Annotated in this window: 18 protein-coding genes; 9 read left to right on the forward strand and 9 right to left on the reverse strand. The window is 56.4% G+C overall.

Annotation, left to right across the window (positions count from 1 at the left end):
* Positions 1-36: 36 nt before the first annotated feature.
* Positions 37-1,158, forward strand: coding sequence for a ribosomal protein uL16 3-hydroxylase (locus I6L58_RS03720; protein ID WP_058609123.1), 1,122 nt, complete (start codon positions 37-39; stop codon positions 1,156-1,158).
* 91 nt (positions 1,159-1,249) lie between these two features.
* On the opposite strand, the gene I6L58_RS03725 is transcribed toward I6L58_RS03720, so the two are convergent.
* Together I6L58_RS03725 and pepT are read right to left on the reverse strand one after the other, a co-directional pair.
* A complete protein-coding gene (locus I6L58_RS03725; protein ID WP_088207487.1) occupies positions 1,250-1,741 on the reverse strand; it encodes an REP-associated tyrosine transposase in 492 nt (163 codons plus the stop codon).
* A gap of 103 nt (positions 1,742-1,844) precedes the next feature.
* Positions 1,845-3,068: a peptidase T gene (gene pepT, locus I6L58_RS03730; protein ID WP_088207488.1), complete on the reverse strand. Its 1,224-nt coding sequence runs from the start codon at positions 3,066-3,068 to the stop codon at positions 1,845-1,847.
* 237 nt (positions 3,069-3,305) lie between these two features.
* Here pepT and potA point away from each other — a divergent pair, with 237 nt between their 5' ends.
* The 4 genes from potA to potD are packed head-to-tail and all read left to right on the forward strand — an operon-like array spanning position 3,306 to position 7,114.
* Entirely contained in the window at positions 3,306-4,454 is a 1,149-nt protein-coding gene (potA, locus tag I6L58_RS03735) for a spermidine/putrescine ABC transporter ATP-binding protein PotA (protein WP_176399413.1), read from the forward strand.
* A complete protein-coding gene (potB, locus tag I6L58_RS03740; protein WP_088207490.1) occupies positions 4,438-5,295 on the forward strand; it encodes a spermidine/putrescine ABC transporter permease PotB in 858 nt (285 codons plus the stop codon). Before potA ends, potB begins: the two co-directional genes overlap by 17 nt.
* On the forward strand, positions 5,292-6,083 hold the full coding sequence (gene potC / locus I6L58_RS03745; RefSeq protein ID WP_006174735.1) for a spermidine/putrescine ABC transporter permease PotC: 792 nt from the start codon (positions 5,292-5,294) through the stop codon (positions 6,081-6,083). Before potB ends, potC begins: the two co-directional genes overlap by 4 nt.
* Positions 6,080-7,114 carry a spermidine/putrescine ABC transporter substrate-binding protein PotD gene (gene potD, locus I6L58_RS03750; RefSeq protein WP_088207491.1) on the forward strand — a complete coding sequence of 345 codons (1,035 nt, stop codon included), beginning with the start codon at positions 6,080-6,082 and terminating at the stop codon, positions 7,112-7,114. Before potC ends, potD begins: the two co-directional genes overlap by 4 nt.
* A 36-nt stretch (positions 7,115-7,150) precedes the next feature.
* Here the strand turns inward: potD and cobB are convergent, their stop codons facing one another.
* The 5 genes from cobB to lolC are packed head-to-tail and all read right to left on the reverse strand — an operon-like array spanning position 7,151 to position 12,087.
* Positions 7,151-7,972, reverse strand: coding sequence for a Sir2 family NAD+-dependent deacetylase (gene cobB, locus I6L58_RS03755; protein WP_042319571.1), 822 nt, complete (start codon positions 7,970-7,972; stop codon positions 7,151-7,153).
* 14 nt (positions 7,973-7,986) lie between these two features.
* The gene (gene nagK, locus I6L58_RS03760) at positions 7,987-8,898 is read right to left on the reverse strand and encodes an N-acetylglucosamine kinase (protein WP_006174730.1); all 912 of its coding nucleotides are present in this window, start codon (positions 8,896-8,898) and stop codon (positions 7,987-7,989) included.
* A 51-nt stretch (positions 8,899-8,949) separates the two neighbouring features.
* Positions 8,950-10,194, reverse strand: coding sequence for a lipoprotein-releasing ABC transporter permease subunit LolE (lolE, locus tag I6L58_RS03765; RefSeq protein WP_088207492.1), 1,245 nt, complete (start codon positions 10,192-10,194; stop codon positions 8,950-8,952).
* Entirely contained in the window at positions 10,194-10,895 is a 702-nt protein-coding gene (lolD, locus tag I6L58_RS03770) for a lipoprotein-releasing ABC transporter ATP-binding protein LolD (protein WP_058609129.1), read from the reverse strand. Before lolD ends, lolE begins: the two co-directional genes overlap by 1 nt.
* Positions 10,888-12,087 (reverse strand): lipoprotein-releasing ABC transporter permease subunit LolC, encoded by a 1,200-nt coding sequence (gene lolC, locus I6L58_RS03775; RefSeq protein ID WP_058609130.1) that lies wholly within the window; start codon positions 12,085-12,087, stop codon positions 10,888-10,890. Before lolC ends, lolD begins: the two co-directional genes overlap by 8 nt.
* Before the next feature lie 257 nt (positions 12,088-12,344).
* On the opposite strand from lolC, the gene I6L58_RS03780 reads away from it, so the two are divergent.
* The 3 genes from I6L58_RS03780 (at position 12,345) to ldtC (ending at position 18,134) form a co-directional block, all read left to right on the forward strand.
* Positions 12,345-13,418 (forward strand): acyltransferase family protein, encoded by a 1,074-nt coding sequence (locus tag I6L58_RS03780; RefSeq protein WP_088207493.1) that lies wholly within the window; start codon positions 12,345-12,347, stop codon positions 13,416-13,418.
* Positions 13,419-13,567: 149 nt separating this feature from the next.
* A complete protein-coding gene (gene mfd / locus I6L58_RS03785; protein ID WP_088207494.1) occupies positions 13,568-17,014 on the forward strand; it encodes a transcription-repair coupling factor in 3,447 nt (1,148 codons plus the stop codon).
* A 154-nt stretch (positions 17,015-17,168) separates the two neighbouring features.
* A complete protein-coding gene (gene ldtC / locus I6L58_RS03790) occupies positions 17,169-18,134 on the forward strand; it encodes a L,D-transpeptidase LdtC (RefSeq protein ID WP_088207495.1) in 966 nt (321 codons plus the stop codon).
* A gap of 73 nt (positions 18,135-18,207) precedes the next feature.
* Here the strand turns inward: ldtC and bhsA are convergent, their stop codons facing one another.
* On the reverse strand, positions 18,208-18,465 hold the full coding sequence (gene bhsA, locus I6L58_RS03795; protein ID WP_006174713.1) for a multiple stress resistance protein BhsA: 258 nt from the start codon (positions 18,463-18,465) through the stop codon (positions 18,208-18,210).
* A gap of 243 nt (positions 18,466-18,708) precedes the next feature.
* On the opposite strand from bhsA, the gene comR reads away from it, so the two are divergent.
* Positions 18,709-19,344 (forward strand): TetR family copper-responsive transcriptional repressor ComR, encoded by a 636-nt coding sequence (comR, locus tag I6L58_RS03800; protein WP_042319562.1) that lies wholly within the window; start codon positions 18,709-18,711, stop codon positions 19,342-19,344.
* Positions 19,345-19,544: 200 nt separating this feature from the next.
* Here the strand turns inward: comR and I6L58_RS03805 are convergent, their stop codons facing one another.
* Positions 19,545-20,084, reverse strand: a complete 540-nt coding sequence (locus tag I6L58_RS03805; protein ID WP_088207496.1) for a glycine zipper 2TM domain-containing protein — start codon at positions 20,082-20,084, stop codon at positions 19,545-19,547.
* Between the last annotated feature and the right edge of the window lie 108 nt (positions 20,085-20,192).

Below are 20,192 nucleotides of genomic sequence, written 5' to 3' on the forward strand. Positions count from 1 at the left end.
AATCCGTCTCAGTAAGAGCCTGCGGAATAAAAAAACATGGATTATCACTTAACGCTTAACTGGCCCGAGTTTATCGAACGTTACTGGCAAAAACGCCCGGTCGTTCTGAAACGCGGGATCAGCAATTTTGTCGACCCTATCTCCCCTGACGAACTGGCCGGTCTGGCCATGGAAAACGAAGTGGACAGCCGTCTGGTGAGCCACCAGGACGGAAAATGGCAGGTCAGCCATGGTCCTTTCGAAAGCTACGATCACCTGGGTGAAAACAACTGGTCGTTACTGGTTCAGGCGGTAAACAACTGGCACGAACCGACCGCGGCGTTAATGCGTCCGTTCCGCGCCCTGCCCGACTGGCGAATGGACGATCTGATGATCTCCTTCTCGGTGCCGGGAGGCGGCGTAGGTCCGCATCTGGATCAGTATGACGTGTTTATCATCCAGGGAACAGGCCGTCGCCGCTGGCGCGTGGGTGAGAAAGTGCCGATGAAACAGCACTGCCCGCACCCCGACCTGCTTCAGGTGGACCCGTTCGAGGCCATCATCGACGAAGAGCTGGAACCGGGCGATATCCTCTATATTCCGCCGGGATTCCCGCATGAGGGTTACTCCCTGGAAAACTCGCTCAACTATTCCGTCGGGTTCCGCGCCCCAAGCGGCCGCGAGATGATCAGCGGTTTTGCCGACTACGTTTTACAGCGCGAGCTGGGCAGCTACCGTTACAGCGATCCGGATGTGCCTGCACGTGAACATCCGGCCGATATTTTGCCTGAGGAGCTGGATAAGCTGCGCGGCATGATGCTGGATCTGATCAACGAGCCGGAGCATTTCAGGCAGTGGTTCGGCGAATTTGTCAGCCAGTCCCGACACGAGCTTGACGTCGCACCGCCGGAGCCGCCGTATCAGGCCGATGAAATTTACGATGCATTGCAGCAGGGTGACAAGCTGGTTCGCCTGGGAGGTTTACGCGTGCTGCGCATTGGTGAGGACGTTTTCGTCAACGGCGAGAAGCTGGATTCCCCGCACCGCCCGGCACTGGACGCGATCGCCAGCCATATGGTGTTAACGGCGGATATCTTCGGTGACGCACTTGAAGATCCCTCCTTCCTTGCGATGCTGTCCGCGCTGGTGAACAGCGGGTATTGGTTCTTTGAGGACTGAGTCGCGATTATGCCCGGTGGCGCTGCGCTTACCGGGCCTACAAAGTCCATAAACGTAGGCCGGGTAAGGCGTAGCCGCCACCCGGCTTTTTTCACTTCCGCTCCCCCGCCATAAAATCGTCTGTCTCTCCCGCCCAGTCCACCGGATATAGCCCTTCGGCGACATCACGATGAAAGGTTGAAAACGGCCAGTCGGTGACCTGCCGGACATAGCCATGCTTTACCGGGTTGATGTAGATGTAATCCATATGCCGCCGGTAATCTTCCTCATTACGCAGGGTGTGCTCCCAGAAACGGGGTTGCCAGATGTGGCGCATCTCAATGTTGCGGCTGAAGGTCTTTTTAATGTCGCGCCAGCGGCCAGAAAAGTCGCAGTCCCCTTCCGGTAAGGTCCAGATACAGTGCATGTGTTCCGGGAGGATGACCCAGGCGTTGATGTGAAAGGGTTTAGAACGTTTAACCGTTGCCGTGGCAGCACGCAGGCTTTGGATATGGCGGGTGAGCAGATCGCTCTGGCGGTTTTGCAGGTTAACGGTGAAAAACCAGGTTCCGCCGGAGACGTAATGACGACGGTAGTTTGACATGGGTGCTCCTTGCCTGAAAGCCCGGTGGCGCTGCGCTTACCGGGCCTACAAAATCCATAAACGTAGGCCGGGTAAGGCGTAGCCGCCACCCGGCTAAAAGCACCTACCGTTTCGCAGTCAACTCCGCGATCCGCACAATCACCTGCACCGCTTTTTCCATCCCTTCCAGCGTGACGAACTCGTGCTTGCCGTGGTAATTGTAGCCTCCGGTAAACAGGTTTGGACACGGCAGTCCCATAAAGGAAAGCTGTGAGCCATCGGTGCCGCCGCGAATCGGTTTGAGATCCGGCTCAATGTCGCAATCACGCATCGCCTGCTGGGCGATCTCAAGAATATGCGGGTGCTCCATTACCTTGTCGCGCATGTTGTAATAGCTGTCTTCGATGATCAGCTCAATATAACAATCCGGGTGCAGCCCTTTGCCGACCTTTTTAGCAATTTCCATCATCTTACGCTTGCGGGCTTCAAAGGCTTTACGGTCAAAGTCGCGCACGATGTAGTGCATCTGCGCGCTGTCCACGGTGCCCTTGATGCTGGTCAGGTGATAGAACCCCTCATAGCCTTCCGTCATCTCCGGGCTTTCTTCTGCCGGAACCTCGGCATGAATGCGTGCGGCAAGCGACAGCGCATTAACCATCACCCCTTTGGCGGAGCCGGGATGAACGTTGTTACCGACGATTTTGATGGTGACCGAGGCCGCGTTGAAGTTCTCATACTCCAGTTCGCCCACGCCACCACCGTCGACGGTATAGGCCCACTGGGCGTTAAAGGCTTCGACGTCGAAATGTTTGGCCCCTTTTCCGACTTCTTCATCCGGCGTGAACGCCACGCGGATATCACCGTGGGGAATGTTTTTTTCCTTCAGCACCGCCAGGGCCGTCATGATTTCGGCGATACCGGCTTTATCATCCGCCCCCAGCAGCGTTTTGCCGTCGGTGGTGATCAGGGTCTGCCCCAACAGCTGATGCAGCACCGGGAACATGACCGGGGATAACACTTCATCGCCAATTCCCAGCGCAATGTCCCCGCCGCGGTAGTTTTCGACAATCTGCGGATTGACGTGTTTACCGCTAAAATCAGGTGAGGTATCGACATGGGAGATAAAACCAATCGCCGGGATATCCCCGTCGATGTTCGCTGGCAACGTGCCCATCACGGTGCCTTTATCGCTGAGCGTGACGTTGACCAGCCCCTGCGCCTCAAGCTGCTCTTTCAGCAGGTTTAATAGCTTCCACTGGCCTTCGGTGCTGGGCACCTGTCGGACACCCGGTTTAGATTGGGTATCCAGCGAAACGTACTGTAAAAAACGTTCAAGTAATTTATCCATGCAGTCACCCTCACTTTTTGTGACAACATTATCAATAAGCATCAAAACCCAAATATTGCGTCAGGTCACTTTTATCCCGCAAACGAGAACTTTTTACGTTTGTATCGTTATACGTTAATAAATGTAGCTTATGGATCAGTGAGAAGGATTGGCGATTCAATGGGTTTGCCGTAGAATGTCCGCCCTCATTACGAGTCACCAAGGTGGTTACACACAAACCCCGCTTCGGTCTGCTGCCTGAAGCGTCTATATGGGACAGCGCAAAAATTGAAAACACAACCCCGTTCCCTTTCACCGCTGGTGAAGCTGGAACGAATTCGTAAAAGTTTCGATGGTAAAGATGTCATTTCCGATCTCAATCTGACCATCAAAGACGGTGAGTTTCTCACGCTGCTCGGCCCTTCTGGCTGTGGCAAAACCACCGTCCTGCGCCTTATCGCCGGGCTGGAAAGCGTCGATAGCGGCCATATTCACCTTGAGAACCAGGATATCACCGAGGTTCCTGCCGAAGATCGTCACGTTAATACCGTCTTTCAGAGCTATGCGTTATTCCCGCATATGACCGTGTTCGAGAACGTGGCGTTTGGCCTGCGGATGCAAAAAACGCCCGCTGGCGAAATCCCTCCTCGCGTCAACGAGGCCCTGAAAATGGTTCAGCTGGAAGAGTTTGCCCAGCGTAAACCCCACCAACTCTCCGGCGGCCAGCAGCAGCGCGTTGCCATTGCCCGGGCGGTGGTCAATAAACCGCGCCTGCTTCTGCTGGATGAATCTCTGTCCGCGCTGGATTACAAGCTGCGTAAGCAGATGCAGAACGAGCTGAAAGCCCTGCAGCGAAAGCTCGGCATTACCTTCGTTTTTGTCACTCACGATCAGGAAGAGGCGCTGACCATGTCCGACCGTATCGTGGTGATGCGCGCAGGCAAAATTGAGCAGGACGGTACCCCACGCGAGATCTACGAAGAGCCGAAAAACCTGTTTGTCGCCAGCTTTATTGGTGAAATCAATATCTTTGATGCAACCGTCATTGAACGTCTCGACGACCAGCGGGTGCGCGCCAGCGTGGAAGGCCGCGAGTGCAATATCACCGTGAATTTCCCCGTCGAGCGGGGCCAAAAGCTCAACGTCCTGCTGCGCCCTGAAGACCTGCGTGTCGATGAGATCCACGACAACACCGAGGCGGAAGGCTTAATTGGCTATATCCGCGAGCGCAACTATAAAGGAATGACGCTCGAATCCGTGGTGGAGCTGGAAAACGGCAAGATGGTGATGGTCAGCGAGTTCTTTAACGAGGACGATCCTGACTTTGACCACTCCCTCGATCAGAAAATGGTCATCAACTGGGTAGAAAGCTGGGAGGTTGTACTGGCTGATGAAGAACACAAGTAAATTCCAGAAGGTGGTGATTGCCACGATCGTCGGTTGGCTTGTGCTGTTCGTCTTTTTACCCAACCTGATGATTATCGCCACCAGCTTCCTGACCCGCGACGATACTCACTTCGTCACGCTGGTCTTTACGCTGGATAACTACGCGCGTCTGCTCGATCCGCTCTATTTTGACGTGCTCCTTCACTCGCTCAACATGGCGCTGATCGCCACCGTTGCCTGTCTGGTGCTGGGCTACCCGTTCGCCTGGTTCCTGGCCCGGCTGCCGCAAAAGGTGCGGCCTCTGCTGCTGTTTTTACTGATTGTTCCGTTCTGGACGAACTCGTTGATCCGCATTTACGGGCTGAAAATTTTCCTCAGCACCAAAGGCTATCTCAACGAGTTCCTGCTGTGGCTGGGGGTGATCGATACCCCTGTCCGCATCATGTATACGCCGGGCGCGGTCATCATCGGCCTGGTCTACATCCTGCTGCCGTTTATGGTGATGCCGCTCTACTCAAGCATTGAAAAGCTGGATAAGCCTCTGCTGGAAGCGGCGAAAGATCTCGGTGCCGGTAAGCTGCAGACCTTTATCCGCATCATCATTCCGCTGACCATGCCGGGCATTGTCGCCGGCTGCCTGCTGGTGATGCTGCCCGCGATGGGCCTGTTCTTCGTCTCTGACCTGATGGGCGGGGCAAAAAACCTGCTGATTGGTAACGTGATCAAGAGCCAGTTCCTCAATATCCGCGACTGGCCGTTTGGCTCGGCAACGAGTATTACGCTAACGGTGGTGATGGGCCTGATGCTGCTGGTCTACTGGCGCGCGTCGCGTATGCTGAATAAAAGGGTGGAGCTGGAATGATCGGTCGACTGCTTCGCGGCGGGTTTATGACCGCCATTTATGCTTATCTCTATATTCCGATTATTATTTTGATCGTGAATTCGTTTAACAGCTCGCGCTTCGGGATCGGCTGGAAGGGGTTTACCACCAACTGGTACAGCCTGCTGTTGAACAATGACAGCCTGTTACAGGCCGCCCAGCACTCGCTGACGATGGCGATTTTTTCCGCCACCTTCTCAACGCTGATTGGCTCACTCACCGCCGTGGCGCTTTATCGCTACCGTTTTCGCGGCAAGCCGTTCGTCAGCGGCATGCTGTTTGTGGTGATGATGTCGCCGGACATCGTCATGGCGATTTCGCTGCTGGTGCTGTTTATGCTGTTGGGCGTGCAGCTGGGCTTCTGGTCTTTGCTGTTCTCGCACATCACCTTCTGCCTGCCGTTTGTGGTGGTGACCGTCTTTGCGCGCCTGAAAGGCTTCGACGTGCGCATGCTGGAGGCGGCTAAAGACCTGGGTGCCAGCGAGATGACAATCCTGCGTAAAATCATCCTGCCGCTGGCGATGCCTGCCGTTGCGGCCGGGTGGCTGCTCAGCTTTACCCTGTCGATGGACGACGTGGTGGTCTCCTCCTTCGTGACGGGGCCGAGCTATGAAATATTGCCGTTGAAGATCTATTCAATGGTGAAAGTCGGTGTTTCACCGGAGGTGAACGCGCTGGCGACTATCCTGCTGGTGCTCTCGCTGGTCCTGGTGATTGCCAGCCAGCTTATTGCGCGTGATAAAACAAAATCTCAGGGGACAATGAAATGAAAAAAATGCTCGCCGCTGCGGCGCTGGTGCTCGGAATGGGTGCGGCGCACGCTGATGACAGCAAAACGCTCTATTTCTACAACTGGACCGAGTATGTGCCGCCAGGCCTGCTGGAGCAGTTCACTAAAGAGACCGGCATCAAAGTGATCTACTCGACCTATGAGTCGAACGAAACCATGTACGCCAAGCTCAAAACGTATAAAGAGGGTGCGTACGATCTGGTGGTTCCTTCGACCTATTTCGTCGATAAGATGCGCAAAGAGGGCATGATCCAGAAGATCGACAAAACGAAGCTAAGCAATTTTTCAAACCTCGATCCGCAGATGCTTAACAAGCCGTTTGACCCGAACAACGATTATTCGATCCCTTACATCTGGGGTGCAACGGCCATAGGGGTGAACAGCGATGAGCTTGATCCAAAAAGCGTGACCCGCTGGGCGGATCTGTGGAAACCGGAATACAAGAGCAGCCTGCTGCTGACCGATGACGCGCGCGAAGTGTTCCAGGTTGCCCTGCGCAAACTCGGCTACTCCGGCAACACTACCGACCCGAAAGAGATTGAAGCCGCCTACAACGAGCTGAAAAAGCTGATGCCTAACGTCGCGGCGTTTAACTCAGATAACCCGGCTAACCCGTATATGGAAGGCGAAGTGAATCTGGGGATGGTCTGGAACGGCTCAGCGTACGTCGCCCGTCAGGCCGGTACGCCGCTGGAGGTAGTCTGGCCTAAAGAGGGCGGGATCTTCTGGATGGACAGTCTGGCGATACCATCTAATTCGAAAAACGTTGAGGGTGCCCTGAAGCTCATTAACTTCCTGCTGCGCCCGGACGTGGCGAAACAGGTTGCTGAGACCATTGGCTATCCAACGCCAAACCTGGCCGCACGCAAGCTGCTGAAGCCGGAAGTCGCAAATGACAAATCACTTTATCCGGATGCCGACACCATCAGCAAAGGAGAGTGGCAGAACGATGTGGGCGACGCGAGCCGCCTTTACGAAGAGTATTATCAGAAGCTGAAAGCGGGTCGATAATCAAAGAAAACGGGCAACGCAAGGTTGCCCGTTTTGTTATAACCCTTTGAGTAGCTTGTCTACAAACGCCGGTACCACTTCACTCGCAAGGCCGTAGTGCTTCTCCTCAAACTCACTGCCAACCTGGCTGGGTTCAAGATTCAGTTCTACCGTATGCGCGCCCTGCAACCGGGCTTCGTGAACAAATCCGGCTGCCGGATAAACATGCCCGGAGGTGCCGATGGCGATAAACACGTCCGCCATCGCCAGCGCGCTGTAGATCTCATCCATCCCCAGCGGCATTTCACCGAACCAGACCACATGCGGGCGCAGTCGCGCCGGGAACTGGCAGCAGTGACATTTGTCATCGTCCAGCACGTCCTCTTTCCAGTCCAGCACCTGACCGCTCCAGGCGCAGCGCACCTTGAGTAATTCACCGTGCATGTGAATGATGTTCTTGTTACCGGCGCGTTCGTGCAGGTTATCGATATTCTGCGTCACCAGCAGAAAACGATCGCCCAGCGCCTCTTCCAGCTTCGCCAGCGCAACATGCGCCGCGTTCGGTACAATTTCCGGCTGCTGAAGCTGGCGGCGGCGGGCATTGTAAAATGCCTGCACTAATTCCGGATCGCGGGCGAAGCCTTCCGGCGTCGCCACATCTTCTACACGGTGCTCTTCCCACAGCCCGTCCGCCGCGCGGAAGGTTCGGATCCCGGATTCGGCGGAGATCCCCGCCCCGGTCAGCACCACCACTCTGGGTTTATCCATCGCTTCTGGCATCATCCTGTCTCTGAAAAAGATCCGCTGGCGCAAGCGTTCACGTAAGCGGCGTTTATTTTTGCGAAAACGGCTGAGTCGACCTAAGCGACGCGACAGCATAGTAACCTCATAAACTAATCGGTGAGATGAAGGAATGCGGCTCCGCGCATGCCTCCTGCGTCCCCGTGCCGTGCGCGTTCGATGCGCGGCACGCGGGCGACCGGCAATAAATGTCGGGGCAGTCGCCCGGACAACTGTTCCGTAATCGCGGTAAAGTTTGACAGCCCTCCCCCAATCACCAGCAGATCCGGATCGACAATGGTCAGGATATTGCCAAGACACACCGCCAGCAGGTCGAGGTAGCGCTCGACGTGCTCCCGCGCCTGCGCATCACCCTGCTCCCACAAGGTTATGATCTGGGGGGCTTCAAGTTTCTGATGATAGAAGTGTTCATACAGCCATGCAAACCCGCGGCCCGAGAGATAGTTCTCAATGCAGCCATGCTGGCCGCAGCCGCAGCGCGTGAGCGGAAAATCACGCCCCACAACGTCTAGCGCATCCACCGGCAGACGGATATGCCCAAATTCGCCGGTGATGTAGCTGCGCCCGGTTATGGGTTTGCCATTGATGATGATCCCCCCGCCAACGCCCGTGCCGAGGATCAGCCCCATCACCAGTGGGTAACGGCGAAACTCGTCATCCCAGGCTTCGGAGAGGGCAAAACAGTTGGCATCATTGTCTAAACGCACGTCGCGTTCAAGGAGAGCAGAGAGATCGGCGCGCAGCGTTCTGCCGCTGGCGGCGGGGACGTTAGCGGCATACAGCGTACCGTCGTCCGTTTCGGGCATCCCCGGGATACCAATGCCGACGCTGCCTTTGACGCCAAAGCGGGTATCCGCCTGCGCCACCAGCGCGGCAATGGCCGTTAAAAAGTCGTCGTAGCTTTCGCGCGGGGTGGGAACACGGGTTTCCCACTGTAGCTTGAGGTCTTTATCAAACACGCCCAGCGCAATTTTAGTGCCGCCAATATCAAATCCATAATACATAACGCATTCCTCTTTTGATCTGGCGGCAAAGCTCACCAGACCATGACGTAATTACTGGCCACTTAATACCCTCGCCGGATCAATTCGGCTAGCGCGACGCGCCGGATACCAGCTTGCCAGCAGACTCAGTAAAAGTGCTGTAACCAGCACATAAATAACGTCCAGCCAGTGCAATTCAGACGGCAGGAAGTCAATAAAATAGATATCACCCGACAGGAACTGGTGACCAATAAGCTTTTCAATGCCGTTGATGATTGGCGTCAGTTGCAGAGAAACCACCACCCCGATCGCCACACCGCACAGGCTACCAAACAGCCCTGCCATTAAACCGTACCAGACAAAGATGGCGCGAATAAGACCGTCTTTTGCCCCGAGCGTTCGCAGCACGGCAATGTCGCCACTCTTGTCTTTAACCGCCATGACCAGCGTCGAGACGATGTTAAAGCACGCCACACCGATCACCAGCACCATCGCCAGATACATAATGGCGCGGATCATCTGGATATCACGGTACATATACCCGTAAGTGCCTATCCAGCTTTTGATATAGACATAGTTATTGGTGACTTCGCCGGCATCCCGTACCAGTTTATTGGCGTTAAAGACGTCGTTCACCTTAATGGCGATCCCCGTCACGCTGTCGCCCATGTCAAGATACTGGCGGGCATCGTCCATCGGCACCATGGCAAAGCTGTGGTCCAGCTGACCGCTGAGCTGGAGAATACCTGTCACATGCAGACGGATACGTTTAGGCTGTTGCAGCTTATGGTCCGCGCTGGCGTTGGGGATCATGATGGAGATCCAGTCGCCCTGCTTCACCTTAAGCGCATCGGCGACGCCTTTACCGATGATAATCTGCTGTTCACCCGCCCTGAAACTGGACCACGCGCCGTTCTGGACATAGTTGGGCAGCGCGCTCAACCGCGCTTCCTGCGCCGGGTTAACGCCCTTCACCTGAATGGCGCGCAGGTTAACTCCGCTCTCCACCAGCCCGGTGAAGTTGATGTAAGGGGCCGCCGCTGCAACGCCCGGCACTTTTTCCATTCTGGCGAGCGCATCGCTCCAGTTGTTCCAGGGCTGGTTAACCGGCTCGATCTCGCCGTGCGGGACCACGGCCAAAATGCGGTTATTCAGCTCACGCTCAAAGCCGTTCATCGCGCTGAGGCCGACGATTAGCACCGCCACGCCCAGCGCGATGCCCACGGTAGAAATCACGGAAATCAGCGATACCATGCCGCCGCGACGACGACCGCGGCTAAAGCGTAAACCGATCAGTAAGGATAACGGTGAAGCCATTACTCCGCTCCCATCAGGGTCAGTTCAGCGTTCAGATGACCGTCGCGCATTTCAAGCTGACGGCCCATCCGCTTCGCCAGCTGCAAATCGTGCGTGACCACCAGAAACGCGGTCCCCTGCGAGGCGTTGAGTTCGCCCAGGAGCTGGAAGATGCTGTCTGCATTACGCGCATCGAGGTTGCCCGTCGGTTCATCCGCCAGCACCAGACGCGGGTTATTGACCAGCGCGCGGGCAATCGCCACACGCTGGCGCTCACCGCCGGAAAGCTCGGACGGCCGGTGATTACCACGGTGCCCCAGCCCTACCGCGTTCAGCATATCGCTGGCACGCGCGTTGATTTCTGCCGCTTTCTTTTTGCCAATCAGCAGCGGCATTGCCACATTTTCCAGCGCCGTGAAATCCGGCAGCAGGTGGTGGAACTGGTAGATAAAGCCCAGCTCACGGTTGCGCAGCTCCGCTTTCGCGGTAGAGGACATTTTGCTCAGCGGCTGGCCTGAAAAAATCACATCCCCCTCGGTTGGGGTATCCAGCCCGCCCAGCAGATGCAGCAAGGTACTTTTACCGGAGCCGGAGCTGCCGACAATCGCCATCATTTCGCCCTCGCCCACGCTGAAGCTCACATTGTGCAGCACGTCGGTCTGCACAGTGCCTTCCTGATAGCGTTTGGACAGGTTGTCGCATTGCAACAGGATCTTATTCATAACGTAAAGCCTCAGCGGGTTGAGTGGCGGCAGCGCGCCAGGAAGGATAAAGCGTAGAGAGCAGCGCAATGGCCATCGCGGCCAGCGCAATGCCAACCACCTGCAGCGGCTCGATAGCCACCGGCAACGCCGCGCCATCAAGCAGTGCGCCAAGGATCGGCATTAAATTATTCAGCTGGCTGGCAAGTAGTGCCCCCAGCATGGCGCCCAGCAGCGCCCCGATGATGCCGGCGCTGGCCCCTTGCACCATAAACACCGCCATAATCTGGCGTGGGGTAAGCCCCTGGGTTTGCAGAATCGCGACTTCGCCCTGTTTCTCCATCACCATCAGACCCAGCGAGGTGATAATGTTAAACGCCGCCACGGCGACGATCAGGCTCAGCAGCAGCCCCATCATGTTCTTTTCCATGCGCACGGCCTGGAATAGCTCGCCTTTACGGTCGCGCCAGTCCTGCCACTTCGTCCCTTCGGGCAGCGTTTGCTGGCTGAGGGTGTCCACCTTCAGCGGCGCATCGAGCCACAAGCGCCAGCCGGTGATATTGCCCGCCGGGTAGCGCATCAGGCGCGAGGCATCCTGGATGTTCACCAGCATCTGGTAACCATCCACTTCGCTGTTGGCGGCAAAGGTCCCGATAACGTTAAACAGACGCTGGCTCGGCAGGCGCCCCATCGGCGTAAACTGGCTGGCAGAAGGCACCATGACGCGCAGCTGGTCGCCGCGGTTGACGCCAAGCTGCCCGGCAAGCTGCTCGCCGAGGATAATGTTGTACTTACCGGCTTCGAGATCGGTCTGTTTGACGTTAACCAGGTAAGGGGTGAGCGGGTCTTTTTGTGCCGGGTCAATCCCCAGCATTACGCCTACCGCCACGCTGCGGGCGCTTTGCAGCACCACGTCACCGGTGGTTAAAGGCGCAACGCGCGTCACACCCTGCAGCATCGCCGCGCTTTCCGGCAGCTGCTGGGGGTTAACGGAGCCGTTGGTCGACGAGAGAACGGCCTGCGGCATCAGCCCCAGGATGTTGTTTTGCAGCTCGCGCTCAAAGCCGTTCATGACGGAAAGCACCGTCACCAGTGCCATCACGCCAAGCGTAATGCCAATAGTCGAAAGCCAGGAGACAAAGCGACCGAAGCGGTCCGCGGCGCGCCCACGCATGTAACGTAAGCCTATGAAAAGTGCGACAGGTTGATACATGAAATCCGTCTGGTTGCTGATAGCAGACCCACGAGTATATAAGCGAATCCGCTAAGCGTAAATGACTGAAACCGTAAGCTTTGGTAATCATTTTTCTGAAAAATTCAGATAAATCATAGTGCTAGTTGTAGAACGCCCTTCTGCCCTCCTCCACCTTTTCCGAAAAACGTACTGATACAGACTCTTACCCATTACATCCCGGTAGCGCTTAACCACAATCGAGCCTTCGTTTATGGCAATTAAGGTAGTCGCGAACAATGAAACAAAAAGCATTATGGATAAACCAGATAAAGGGGCTGTGCATCTGCCTGGTGGTGATCTATCACTCGGTCATCACCTTTTATCCTCACCTGAGCGGGCTTCAGCATCCGTTGTCTGGCCTTATCGCCAAATGCTGGGTCTATTTTAATCTTTATCTCGCGCCCTTCCGTATGCCGGTGTTTTTCTTTATTTCCGGGTATCTCATTCGCCGCTATATCGATGAAGTGGACTGGCGCACAAGCCTCGACAAGCGCATCTGGAGCATTGTCTGGGTGCTGGCGCTGTGGGGCGTGCTGCAGTGGCAGGCGCTGAGCCACCTGAATGCCTGGCTGGCGCCGGAGCGTGAACTCACTACCTCGTCAAACGCCGCCTATGCCGATTCGATATCGGGCTTCCTGCACGGCATGCTGACCGCCAGCACCAGCCTGTGGTATCTGTACGCTCTGGTGGTCTATTTCACGCTGTGTAAATTGCTGAGCCGCTGGAAGCTTCCGGTGCTCGCCCTGCTCGCCCTGGCAAGCGTGGCGATTAACTTCCTGCCGCTGCCGTGGTGGGGCATGAACAGCGTGGTGCGCAACATGATTTACTACAGCCTGGGCGCGTGGTACGGCGCGCAGCTGATGGCGTGGATGAAGGGCCTGGAGCTGCGCCGTTACGGGCTGGCGATCGCGGCGTTTGCCATGGTCTCCGTGGTGCTGTGGTTTGCAAACGTCCCTCTGTTCCTCTCGCTGCTGTCGATCCTGGTCATCCTGAAGCTCTTTTATAGCGTCGAACAGCGCTATGCCGTTCATCCCGACAACCTGCTCAACGTGGTCGGCTCGAACACCATTGCGATTTACACCACCCACCGCATTTTGATCGAGGCACTGAGTCTGGTTCTGATCGGTGAGATGAACGCGGGTCACTGGCCGGTGTGGGCCGAACTGACGCTGATTGTGGTCTATCCTTTTGCCAGCCTGCTCGCCTGCACGCTGGTGGGGCTGGGCGTACGTAAGCTTTCCACCGCGCTCTTTGGCGATCTGTTCTTCTCCCCGCCCGCGCGGCTTTCCCCTGCGCCAGCCACCCGTTAATACCCTTCTCGCCCCCTCTCCGGGGGCGAATTTGCACCCCGTGCGGTTACAATTTGCTTATGCAAAACGATCGAGGATAATAAAGACATTGCGTATCAGTGATATGCCCCAATACTGTTGGTATATCCATAAGAGACTCTGACAAAGCCATGCCTGAACTCGATCGTTATTCCTTGCCTGTCAACGCGGGCGACCAACGCCAACTGGGCGAACTCACGGGCGCGGCGTGCGCCACGCTGGTGGCAGAAATCACTGAGCGCCATCCGGGGCCGGTAGTCCTGGTTGCGCCGGATATGCAAAATGCCCTGCGCCTGCATGACGAAATCCGGCAGTTCACCGACAGCCTGGTGTTTAGCCTGGCCGACTGGGAAACGCTGCCGTATGACAGCTTCTCGCCGCATCAGGAAATTATCTCTTCGCGCCTGTCGACGCTGTATCAGCTTCCGACCATGCAACGCGGCGTGCTGATTGTACCAGTGAATACGCTGATGCAGCGCGTCTGCCCGCACAGCTATCTTCACGGGCACGCCCTGATGATGAAAAAAGGTCAGCGCCTCTCCCGCGACGCCCTTCGCGCGCAGCTGGACAACGCCGGGTATCGCCATGTTGATCAGGTCATGGAGCATGGGGAATACGCCACCCGCGGCGCGCTGCTTGACCTCTACCCCATGGGCAGCGAACAGCCATACCGTCTGGACTTTTTCGATGATGAAATCGACAGCCTGCGCGTGTTCGACGCCGACACCCAGCGCACGCTGGAAGAAGTTGAGGCGATTAACCTGCTCCCGGCGCATGAATTCCCGACGGATAAAACCGCCATTGAGTTGTTCCGCAGCCAGTGGCGAGACACGTTCGAGGTTAAGCGCGACGCCGAACATATTTATCAGCAGGTCAGTAAAGGCACGCTGCCCGCCGGGATCGAATACTGGCAGCCGCTGTTCTTCAGCGAGCCGCTGCCGCCGCTGTTCAGCTACTTCCCGAAAAACACGCTGATCGTGAATACGGGCGATATTGAGGCCAGCGCCAGCCGGTTTGAAAGCGAGACCCGCGCCCGTTTCGAAAACCGCGGCGTGGATCCTATGCGCCCGTTGCTACCGCCCGAGAAGCTGTGGCTACGCACCGATGAACTGAATGCCGAGCTAAAACGCTGGCCACGGATGCAGCTCAAAACCGACTCGCTTGCGAAAAAAGCGGCCAACACGAACCTCGCGTTTAAGACGCTGCCGGATCTCGCCGTGCAGGCGCAGCAGAAATCGCCGCTTGATAATCTGCGTAAGTTCCTCGAGTCCTTTACCGGCCCGGTGGTGTTCTCGGTTGAGAGCGAAGGCCGTCGCGAGGCGCTGGGCGAACTACTGAGCCGCATTAAGGTGGCACCAAAGCGCATTTTGCGACTCGATGAAGCCACCGGCAATGGCCGTTATCTGATGATCGGCGCGGCCGAGCACGGGTTTATTGATACGCTTAACAACCGCGCCCTGATCTGCGAAAGCGACCTGCTCGGAGAACGCGTTGCGCGCCGCCGCCAGGACAGCCGCCGCACCATCAACCCGGACACATTGATCCGTAACCTGGCGGAGCTGCACCCGGGTCAGCCGATTGTTCACCTTGAACACGGTGTCGGGCGCTATCAGGGGATGACGACGCTGGAGGCGGGCGGCATCAAAGGTGAATACCTGATGCTGACCTATGCCAACGACGCCAAACTGTACGTGCCGGTATCGTCCCTGCATCTGATCAGCCGCTATGCGGGCGGTGCGGAAGATAACGCCCCGCTGCATAAGCTGGGCGGCGATGCCTGGGCGCGAGCGCGCCAGAAAGCGGCGGAAAAAGTTCGCGACGTGGCGGCTGAACTGCTGGATATCTACGCCCAGCGTGCGGCCAAAAAGGGCTATGCCTTTAAGCATGACAAAGAGCAGTATCAGCTGTTCTGTGACAGTTTCCCGTTCGAAACCACGCCGGATCAGGCGCAGGCCATTAACGCCGTGCTGAGCGATATGTGCCAGCCGCTGGCGATGGACCGGCTGGTCTGCGGCGACGTGGGCTTCGGCAAAACCGAAGTGGCGATGCGCGCAGCCTTCCTCGCCGTGGAGAACAACAAGCAGGTGGCGGTGCTGGTCCCTACCACCCTTCTGGCCCAGCAGCACTTCGACAACTTCCGCGACCGCTTTGCCAACTGGCCGGTGCGTATCGAAATGCTGTCGCGTTTTCGCAGTGCCAAAGAGCAGACGAGCATTCTGGAGCAGGCAAGCGAAGGCAAGATCGACATTCTGATCGGCACGCACAAGCTGCTGCAAAGCGACGTGAAGTGGAAAGATTTGGGCCTGCTGATCGTCGACGAAGAACACCGCTTCGGGGTGCGTCACAAAGAGCGGATCAAAGCGATGCGCGCGGACGTCGATATTCTGACCCTGACCGCAACGCCGATCCCGCGTACGCTGAATATGGCGATGAGCGGCATGCGCGATCTGTCGATTATCGCCACCCCTCCGGCGCGCCGTCTGGCGGTGAAAACCTTCGTGCGGGAGTACGATAATCTGGTGGTCCGCGAGGCGATCCTGCGCGAAGTGTTGCGCGGCGGCCAGGTGTATTACCTCTACAACGACGTGGAAAATATTCAGAAAGCCGCCGACAGGCTGGCGGAGCTGGTGCCGGAGGCGCGTATTGCCATCGGCCACGGGCAGATGCGCGAGCGCGAGCTGGAACGCGTGATGAACGATTTCCACCACCAGCGCTTTAACGTGCTGGTCTGTACCACCATTATTGAAACCGGCATCGACATTCCTACCGCCAATACCATCATCATTGAACGGGCGGATCACTTTGGCCTGGCGCAGCTTCACCAGTTACGTGGCCGCGTAGGCCGTTCGCACCATCAGGCCTACGCATGGCTGCTGACGCCGCATCCGAAGGCGATGACCACCGATGCGCAAAAGCGTCTGGAAGCCATCGCCTCGCTGGAAGATCTCGGCGCCGGGTTCGCGCTGGCAACGCACGACCTAGAGATCCGCGGGGCGGGTGAACTGCTGGGCGAAGATCAGAGCGGATCGATGGAAACCATCGGCTTCTCGCTGTATATGGAGCTGCTGGAAAACGCCGTCGATGCGCTGAAGGCTGGTCGGGAACCGTCGTTGGAAGATTTAACCAGCCAGCAAACCGAAGTCGAGCTGCGGATGCCGTCCCTGCTGCCGGATGATTTTATTCCGGACGTGAATACCCGCCTGTCGTTCTACAAGCGTATTGCCAGCGCGAAAAATGAAGGCGAGCTGGAAGAGATCAAAGTCGAGCTGATCGACCGCTTTGGCCTGCTGCCGGACGCCGCGCGCAACCTGCTGGACATCGCCCGTCTGCGTCAGCAGGCGCAAAAGCTGGGCATTCGCAAGCTGGAGGGCAATGAGAAAGGCGGGATGATTGAGTTTGCCGAGAAAAACCATGTCGATCCGATGTGGCTGATCGGCCTGCTGCAAAAACAGCCTCAGCACTTCCGTCTGGATGGCCCGACGCGTCTGCGCTTTACGCAGGAGCTGGCCGAGCGTAAGAACCGCATGGAGTGGGTCCGTAACTTCATGCGTCAGCTTGAAGAGAACGCCATCGCCTGACCGGCACCACAGGCTCCCGGTAGCGCAACGCTGCCGGGAGCGACAATTTACAAACTCTTTGCACTTCGCCCGATCTTCCCGACACACCCATTGACCATAATTATGATTCACAGCTTATAAAATAATAACCTTATCATTTATATGGATTATGGTGATGATGATCTCTTCGCGTCTTATCCGCTGGATTACGTTGTCTGCGCTGATCGCAACTGTAGCCATTGCGTTACCCGCCCGGGCAAACACCTGGCCTCTCCCGCCCCCTGGCAGCAAACTTATCGGGGAAAATCGTTTTCACGTCGTGGAAAATAACGGCGGTTCGCTTGAGGCGATTGCTAAAAAATATAACGTTGGGTTCCTGGCGCTGCTTCAGGCCAACCCCGGCGTAGATCCTTATGTGCCTCGTGCCGGCAGCGTGCTGACGATCCCGCTCCAGACACTGCTGCCGGATGCGCCGCGCGAGGGGATCGTGATCAACCTTGCTGAGCTTCGGCTTTACTATTATCCACCGGGTAAAAACGAAGTGACCGTCTATCCTATCGGCATTGGGCAGTTGGGCGGCGACACGCTCACCCCAACGATGGTGACCACCGTCTCCGATAAACGGGCAAATCCGACGTGGACGCCAACGGCCAATATTCGCGCCCGCTACAAAGCGCAGGGTATCGAGCTTCCGGCGGTTGTGCCAGCAGGGCCCGATAACCCCATGGGACATCACGCGATCCGCCTCGCCGCCTACGGCGGTGTCTATCTGTTGCATGGAACCAATGCGGATTTCGGTATTGGGATGCGCGTCAGCTCCGGCTGTATTCGCCTTCGCGATGACGACATCAAGACGCTTTATAGCGAGATCACGCCGGGCACCAAAGTGAATATCATTAATACGCCGATTAAGGTTTCTGAGGAGCCTGGCGGCGTGCGGCTGGTCGAAATCCATCAGCCGTTATCGAAAAATATAGGTGACGATCCGCAAACCCTGCCCATCAATCTGAATGCTGCGATGGTAAGTTTTAAAACGAATGCCAGCACCGATGAGGCCGTGATGGGGAGAGCCATGGAGGTACGTTCAGGCATGCCGACTGACGTCACGCGGCACCACAATATTGCGCAACAGTCGATGTAAGACCCAACGAAAAACGCCCTGCATATGCAGGGCGTTTTTTATAGCAGTGGCATAAATGAGGGTTTAGCCAGGCTTATTTGTAGATGACCGCAGTACCGTGGAGGGTGTTAGGACCGGTCACTGAGGTGATGCGGAAAGATTTTGCACCCATTTCATCCGCTTTCTGCGCCAGCTGATCTTCCAGTGAACCCAGGTTAGTCCCGGCATTCGCGGAGATGGTGCCCACTTTCTGCTGGTCAGCAGGGGTGGATTGCACTTCAACAGCGGCGAAGCTTGCGAAAGAGAGTGAACTCAGAACAGCGGCAGCGATGAGGGTTTTAACGTTTTTCATGTTTTTATACCTTTAGGCAGATGAATTGATGTCGTAAGTTATTTACTTAACGATCGATAGGTAAATGATAGATGTGATCCAGGTCACACGTCAACCCATTTTTATAACGACCATTAAATAAATTTAAATTCCGTTATTATTCATATCGATAGGATTAATTTATTTTTAAGCAAACAGCGCTGGTCCCGGCTGTGGTTTATTTTTATAATGGTCATTCAACAAACCAACAGAGGACCAACGGCAATGACAACCGATGTCACGAGTTGTGCGAAGAAAAGCCGTGGCCGACCAAAAGTGTTCGACAGGGATGCGGCGCTGGATAAGGCCATGACGCTCTTCTGGCAGCACGGGTACGAGGCAACGTCGCTTTCGGACCTGGTGGAAGCTACCGGAGCCAAAGCGCCGACGCTGTACGCGGAGTTTACGAATAAAGAGGGGCTGTTCCGGGCGGTTCTGGATCGATACATCTCCCGTTTTGCGGCGAAGTACGAAGCGCAGCTGTTCTGTGAAGAAAAATCCGTTGAGCAGGCGCTGCGGGACTACTTCACCGCCATCGCCACCTGCTTCACCAGCAAAGAGACCCCTGCCGGGTGTTTTATGATCAACACCTCTGCCACCCTCGCGGCCTCGTCTACAGAGATCGCCAACACGGTGAAATCGCGCCATGCGATGCAGGAGGAGACGCTGAGCACGTTCCTTGCCCAGCGCCAGCAGCGCGGCGAGATCCCCGCGCATTGCCGCCCACAGGCGCTGGCGCAATACTTAAGCTGCATTCTGCAGGGCATGTCGATCAGCGCCCGCGAAGGCGCTGGCCTGGAAAAACTGCAAAGCATCACCCAGACCACGCTGCGCCTGTGGCCTGAACTTCTCAAGCTGTAATCTTAAGGGCGGTTCTCCGCCCTTTCTGTTTTCTTCTTTCCCACGTCGTCAACGAGTTCAGGGATGCTACCGGGCAACCGACCCCGGGTATGAACATGCCTGCCGTGCGGGTGTTGTGGCAGATGGCTTAATGAATATCGTGCCAAAAAAAAGCTCCTCAGCCTGAGAGCGTGAGGAGCTAAGTTCAGAGAAGATCTTTTTTACGCTTTGTTGTTCAGGATCAGCTGACCATTTCCGTCCAGCGGGATCTGGGTGCCGGGGTCTTTATCCATGCGGATTTTGCCCTGCTGGTCGCCGATTTTGTAGGTGACATCGTAACCCAGCATTTTCTCGGATTTGTCATAGACGGTTTTACAGCGCTGCTGGGTTGTGGTGTAGGTGTCGTTATCCTGCATCGCACCCTGCACCTGATTCCCTGCATAGCCACCGCCCAACGCGCCGACAACGGTAGCCACGTCTTTACCGCGACCGCCACCAAACTGATGGCCAATTACGCCGCCTGCAACCGCGCCGAGAACAGAACCGGCAATACGGTTTTCATCCTGTACGGGACGACGGTGGGTAACCGCAACGTTGCGGCACTCCTGACGGGGCGTTTTGACCGTCTCTTTAATGGGCATTGCGGAAACCACTTGCGCATACTGCGGGCCACGTTCAAACACGTTGAGACTGGCAACCGCAGCCACACCTAACGCAGCCGCTACGCCAATCCCTATACCCGCCAACATTGATTTATTCACGGGACATCCTCCTTTGTTGCTATTGGTAACAATTTTGCAATCAATGGCTGGGCTCGCCAATAAGACAAAGGCGTAAAAACGCGGTGTGCAGGAGGGATATATCGGATT

The sequence above is a fragment of the Enterobacter cancerogenus genome (assembly GCF_019047785.1).
Classification (GTDB): domain Bacteria; phylum Pseudomonadota; class Gammaproteobacteria; order Enterobacterales; family Enterobacteriaceae; genus Enterobacter; species Enterobacter cancerogenus.